3 protein-coding genes are annotated in these 6,452 nt (G+C 46.5%); 1 reads left to right on the forward strand and 2 read right to left on the reverse strand.

The genetic code is table 11. The features are described 5' to 3' along the window. Window positions 1-383 precede the first annotated feature (383 nt). Together G7Y39_RS12805 and rlmD are read right to left on the reverse strand one after the other, a co-directional pair. Entirely contained in the window at window positions 384-1,769 is a 1,386-nt protein-coding gene (locus G7Y39_RS12805) for a transglycosylase SLT domain-containing protein (RefSeq protein ID WP_165157835.1), read from the reverse strand. After that, a complete protein-coding gene (gene rlmD, locus G7Y39_RS12810; protein ID WP_165157836.1) occupies window positions 1,769-3,193 on the reverse strand; it encodes a 23S rRNA (uracil(1939)-C(5))-methyltransferase RlmD in 1,425 nt (474 codons plus the stop codon). The genes G7Y39_RS12805 and rlmD overlap by 1 nt, the downstream gene beginning before the upstream one ends. A 284-nt stretch (window positions 3,194-3,477) precedes the next feature. Here rlmD and ppdK point away from each other — a divergent pair, with 284 nt between their 5' ends. After that, on the forward strand, window positions 3,478-6,198 hold the full coding sequence (gene ppdK, locus G7Y39_RS12815) for a pyruvate, phosphate dikinase (RefSeq protein WP_165157837.1): 2,721 nt from the start codon (window positions 3,478-3,480) through the stop codon (window positions 6,196-6,198). Window positions 6,199-6,452: the final 254 nt, after the last annotated feature.

The raw sequence follows: 6,452 nt of genomic DNA on the forward strand, positions 1-6,452 counted from the left end.
TCAGACGATTTTTAGCGAGGTCCGGTCTGCGACCGAACAGAACTTTAAATGCTAAACTTGTCAATGAACTCTTTGGCCTTGTGGCTGATGCCGCTTAGCCGATAGTTATATTTTTAACGGACTATTGATCAATTGTTCCCGCTTTTTAAGGAACATGATGCGTGTATCCCGTGATTAGTGGTGAACCTTTTCAAGCAATCTTCTGTTATACTATAAAATGACTCAAGAAATCACCTTGATGGTAGTAGTCGTATAATAATTTGCTAGTAGTATTTGTTTTTTCATATAAGTAGAGTTTGTTATTTGTTTGGTCCGCATGTAGCTGTGAAGCTGTATGCGGATTTTTATTTGTTCCCGCATGGATGGAGAGAAACTTTTTACAACTACGACTTTTTCTTGTAGTAATGATAACGCTCCAACACTTCCCGCACGTAGTTGTATGTTTCTGAGCCACGCAAGTATCCATGCTTGCAAACAGGATCATTATAATACTCAGGATCATTTTTCAAACGAATATACTCCGCTACATTGTTATCCCATTTATTGGGATCTTTTCCATATTTTCGGGCCAATCGCTGCGCATCGTAAACATGTCCGATCCCAGCGTTGTAAGCCGCTAGGGTAAACTTGACTTTTTCTTCAGGATCCTTAATCTCAGAAAAACCTTGACGGAAGCGTCGTAAACAATCTGCTCCCGTGCGGATTCCCGTATCCGGATCTTTCAATTCATGCGGGGTGACACCTAATGCCTTCGCCGTGTTTGGCATGATCCCCATAAGACCCTCGGCGCCCGCCCACGATACGACCGTAGGATTGAAGTGAGACTCTTGATAAGAGATAGACGCCAGCAGCCGCCAATCCCATCCGATGTTTTTCGCATGCTTCTTGAATAAGGAATCATAGGGGGAGATATGTCCGTTCTTTACCTCCGGAATGTCTGCCGTGAAAGGTCGCTTGCTTAGTTCGAAGTATCGCTTGGTAAGCGCTTTGAAAGAATGTTTACCTGTTTTATCGGAAGCCCATGCATCGATCGCCTTCGCCAGGTCCGGACTGCTTTTCCTTACCACCCATGAGGAACGTTGGGGAAAACTAACCTTTAGGTCGACATTGATATTCCAGTAATAAGTCTTGTTTAGGCGGGCGGTGTTATCATCGCTGATCGTATAGGGGATCTCACCCAAGGAGACCATCTCGATAAGATCTTCGGTAGCGATGGAGTCATTCTCTACTTTTTGGATACGGATTCCTCCGCCTAGTTCCTCGTCCAAGTTCTTCAATCGCTCGGAATATTTGGTGTTGGGCTTTACGTAAACATTCTTATCGATTAATTGAGTGACATCGGAAAGAAGCTGATCGCCTTTATTGGCCCGTTGTATCAATACTTGGCTGGATATACCCTCCCGACCGCAATATATAACCCCTTGTTTCAGCTTATTGTTAATTGGGATGGGGTAGGCGACGACATCGGCCTCACCTGCTTCTAATATCTCGATCAGCCGGGCAGGGTTCTCGGCGACCTTGATGGTTAATTTCAAACCTTGGCTCTTGGCGAAATCATTTATCAGGTCGTATTCGTAACCCATGGGTTGCATCTTATATTGGAAGTAGGAGGTAGAGCTGTATAAAGTCACCGCCGTGATCTCACCTTCCGCTTTCAGTCTCGGCAAATCCACGGAAACGGCAACGTCCTCTTTCTCCTCTTGTTTGTTACCGTCGCAACCATACAAGAAGAACAAAAAGAGCAGAATGGGGACGTACTTCCTATACATTATGTATATGTCTGTTTTTTCTCAAGCAAAACCACGTTCTCCACATGATGCGTATGAGGGAACATATCGACCGGACGGACTTTCTTGACAGCGTATCTCACGCTCAACAAACTCAAGTCGCGGGCTTGCGTAGCAGGATTACAGCTAACGTAAACGATACGTTCCGGCTCAGCGAAGAGAATGGTATTGATCACGTCATCATGCATACCGGCACGTGGTGGATCGGTGATAATAACATCCGGGCGTCCGTGTTGGTTTATGAAATCCCGCGTAAGGATATCTTTCATGTCACCGGCATAGAAAAGCGTATTCTCTATGTGGTTCAAGGCGGAATTCACTTTTGCGTCCTCGATAGCCTCCGGTACGTATTCGATACCGATAACCTTCTTTGCCTGACGAGAGACGAAATTAGCGATCGTACCTGTTCCGGTATACAAATCGTACACCATCTCGTTTCCGGTAAGACCCGCGAATTCCCTAGCCACTTTATATAGATTATAAGCCTGTTCGCTGTTTGTCTGATAGAAAGACTTAGGACCCACCTTGAATCGAAGTCCCTCCATCTCCTCGATGATATGATCTTTTCCCTTGAATACAAGAACTTCCTGGTCCGTGATCGTGTCATTGCATTTGCCGTTGATGACGTACATCAAGGATGTGATTTCCGGGAATCGTTCCGCCAGATGAGATAATAACGCTTCCCTGCGCGCCACATCCTCATGGAAGAAAACCAATACGACCATCAAATCCCCCGTGGATGCCGTACGGATCATCAACGTACGAACAAATCCCTCTTGGTTCCGTAAATCGAAGAAAGGATACCCCTCATGAGATAGGCAATATTCTTTGACGCAAAGACGGATCCTGTTGGAGATATCATCTTGCAACCAACATTTATGGATATCCAAGACTTTATCGAACATCCCCGGTATATGAAATCCGACACCATTCATGCGATCGAGAGAGGCACCGGACTGGATCTCTTCCTCCGTAAGCCATTTCTTGTTTGAGAAAGTAAACTCAAGCTTGTTCCGGTAGAAAGTCGTACGCTCGGAACCTAAGATCGGAAGTCTCTCTTCCATCTCGACTTTTCCGATACGGGTAAGGGTATCGTAGACCTGTTTTTGCTTATAGTAAAGCTGTTCCTCATAGGGAAGATGTTGCCACTTGCAACCTCCACAGACACCGAAGTGCTCGCAAAACGGCTCCGCACGTTTGGCCGCGTACTCATGGAAATATACAGCTTTCCCCTCCGCATAACTATTCTTCTTACGGGTAAGTTGAATGTCAACCACGTCTCCCGGAGCTACGAAGGGTACAAATACCACCCAATCGTTCACTCGTGCGATAGCCTTGCCTTCGGCGGCTACGTCCGTAATGGTTACCTTTTCCAGTATAGGCAACTGCTTCTTCTTTCTTGCCAATGTCGTTAAGTTTAAAATTCGCTTCGCGAAAATACTTACAATTCCGCTAAGAACAAAGAGCTTCGTTCTCTATACTCTTAAATGAGTCCACAAATCCCCGCACGCAAATGTAAGCATTTACTGAATATAAATGGTAAAGAATAGTTGTAAAACATGTCAAAATCTTTAACAGCATTCATGCTTGCAAAGTAGAAATAGCATATATTTGCAGCATTGCAAAGTTGAGATAGCAATATAACAGTTGAAATCAACAAAACTAGAATCTAAATTCAATACTGTCGAATATGGAAAGAAAAAGAGTTTACACGTTTGGAAATGGAAAAGCCGAAGGTAGGGCAGATATGAGAAATCTGCTGGGTGGCAAAGGCGCTAACCTTGCCGAGATGAATCTGATTGGCGTACCGGTTCCTCCGGGATTCACGATTACAACAGAAGTTTGTACGGAGTATTACGAGTTAGGCAAGGATAAAGTCGTAGAGTTGCTGAAAGCGGATGTTGAGAAAGCGATCGCTAATATCGAGGAGTTAATGAACTCTAAGTTCGGCGATGTCGCTAATCCTCTGTTAGTTTCGGTTCGCTCCGGTGCTCGCGCATCCATGCCGGGTATGATGGATACGATATTGAACCTTGGCTTGAACGACGAGGTAGTGGAAGGATTGTCTCGTAAGACGGGCAACGCTCGTTTCGCTTGGGATTCCTATCGTCGTTTCGTTCAAATGTACGGAGATGTTGTATTGGGCATGAAACCGACAAGCAAAGAGGATATCGATCCGTTCGAGGCGATCATCGAGGAGGTAAAGAAAGCGAAAGGCGTCAAGTTAGATAACGAGCTTGACGTTGAAGACTTGAAAACATTGGTCTCTAAATTTAAGGCAGCCGTTAAGACCCAGACCGGACAGGATTTTCCGACTTGCGCTTATGAGCAATTGTGGGGCGCTATCTGTGCCGTGTTCAATAGCTGGATGAATGAGCGTGCGATCCTGTATCGTAAGATGGAAGGTATTCCGGACGAGTGGGGAACGGCGGTGAGCGTGCAAGCCATGGTATTCGGTAATATGGGCGATACTTCCGCTACAGGCGTTTGTTTCTCTCGTGACGCGGGTAACGGTGAGGACTTGTTCAATGGCGAGTACTTGATCAATGCTCAAGGGGAGGATGTTGTCGCCGGTATCCGTACTCCGCAACAGATCACGAAGATCGGTTCACGGCGTTGGGCTGAACGTGCCGGGATCTCAGAAGAAGAACGTGTCGCTAAGTATCCGTCCATGGAAGAAGCCATGCCGGAAATCTATAAGCAATTAGACGCTATCCAAGAGAAATTGGAAGATCATTATCGGGACATGCAAGATATGGAGTTTACCGTACAAGAGGGTAAACTTTGGTTCTTGCAAACCCGTAACGGCAAACGTACCGGTGCCGCTATGGTGAAAATCGCTATCGACTTATTGCATCAAGGTATGATCGACGAGAAAACAGCGTTGAGCCGTATCGAGCCGAATAAACTGGATGAGTTGCTTCACCCTGTATTCGATAAAAAGGCCGAGAAACTGGCAAAAGTGTGGGTAAAAGGTTTGCCGGCCTCACCGGGTGCCGCTACCGGACAGATCGTATTCTTCGCTGATGATGCCGCTAAATGGCACGCCGATGGCAAAAAGGTTGTCATGGTCCGTATTGAGACTTCTCCGGAAGACTTGGCCGGTATGGCTGTCGCCGAAGGCATTCTTACCGCCCGCGGAGGTATGACTTCTCATGCCGCCGTTGTGGCTCGCGGCATGGGCAAGTGCTGTGTATCCGGCGCCGGTGCCTTGAATATCGATTATAAGAACAAGCTGGTAGACGTCGATGGCGTAATTTTGAGAGAAGGTGATTACATCTCTATCAATGGTACGACCGGGGAAGTCTATGTAGGACAGGTTGAGACGAAAGCGGCCGAGTTATCCGGTGATTTTGCGGAGTTGATGGCTTTAGCCGATAAATATACGAAATTACAAGTTCGTACAAACGCGGATACGCCTCACGACGCTTCGATCGCTCGTGACTTTGGTGCCGTTGGTATCGGCCTCTGCCGTACGGAGCATATGTTCTTCGAGGGTGAGAAGATCAAGGCTATGCGCGAGATGATCTTGGCCGAGGACGCTGAGGGCCGTAAGAAAGCGCTGGCGAAGATCCTTCCTTATCAGAAAGAAGACTTCAAGGGTATCTTCAAGGCTATGGACGGATGTCCGGTTACCGTTCGTTTGCTCGATCCTCCTTTGCATGAGTTCGTTCCTCACGATTTGAAAGGTCAAGAGGAAATGGCTGAGGCAATGGGTGTATCCGTTAAGGAGATCCAAAAACGAGTGGAATCTCTTTGCGAGCATAACCCGATGTTGGGTCACCGCGGTTGCCGCCTGGGTAATACGTATCCGGAAATTACGGAAATGCAGACCCGGGCCATTTTAGGTGCCGCTTTGGAACTGAAGAAAGAAGGCGTTGAGGCCAAACCGGAAATCATGGTACCATTGACAGGTATCTTATATGAATTCAAGGAACAAGAGAACGTGATCCGTGCCACCGCCGAAAAGCTGTTCGAAGAGATGGACGATCGCATCGATTTCAAGGTTGGTACGATGATTGAGATCCCTCGTGCCGCGTTAACCGCGAATCGTATTGCTTCCAGCGCCGAATTCTTCTCATTCGGGACGAATGATTTGACCCAGATGACATTTGGCTATTCTCGCGACGATATAGCCTCCTTCTTACCGGTTTATTTAGAGAAGAAGATCTTGAAGGTCGATCCGTTCCAAGTACTAGACCAGAATGGCGTAGGACAGCTGGTTCGCATGGCGACAGAGAAAGGTCGTGCCATCCGTCCGGATTTGAAATGTGGTATTTGCGGCGAGCATGGGGGTGAGCCTTCCTCCGTTAAGTTCTGCCATAAAGTTGGCTTGAATTACGTATCATGTTCACCTTTTAGAGTACCTATCGCTCGCATTGCGGCGGCGCAGGCTGCGATAGAGGAATAAGCGGTTAGATAACTACTTATTGTATTAGGCTGTAATGCACTGAAGAAAAGGCATTACAGCCTAATCTGTTTTTGGACGACCCGTGCATTCGTGTTGTTCACACTCCGAAAGGAGTTACATGAAAACAGTAAGCATTTGATAAACTACAGGTATTAAACTTTATATATAACAATAGCGACTGTCACTATGAAGCTAATAGTTGCAGTCGCTATTGTTTTGTTGAACCTATATGTTGCAGTCGGCATTAGTTGCCG

The sequence above is a fragment of the Parabacteroides sp. ZJ-118 genome (assembly GCF_011038785.1).
Taxonomy (GTDB): domain Bacteria; phylum Bacteroidota; class Bacteroidia; order Bacteroidales; family Tannerellaceae; genus Parabacteroides.

Bases quoted from the DNA above. Each gene is read 5' to 3' on its own strand.
- G7Y39_RS12805 (WP_165157835.1), bottom strand. From the start codon at position 1,769: ATGTATAGGAAGTACGTCCCCATTCTGCTCTTTTTGTTCTTCTTGTAT.
- ppdK (WP_165157837.1), top strand. From the start codon at position 3,478: ATGGAAAGAAAAAGAGTTTACACGTTTGGAAATGGAAAAGCCGAAGGT.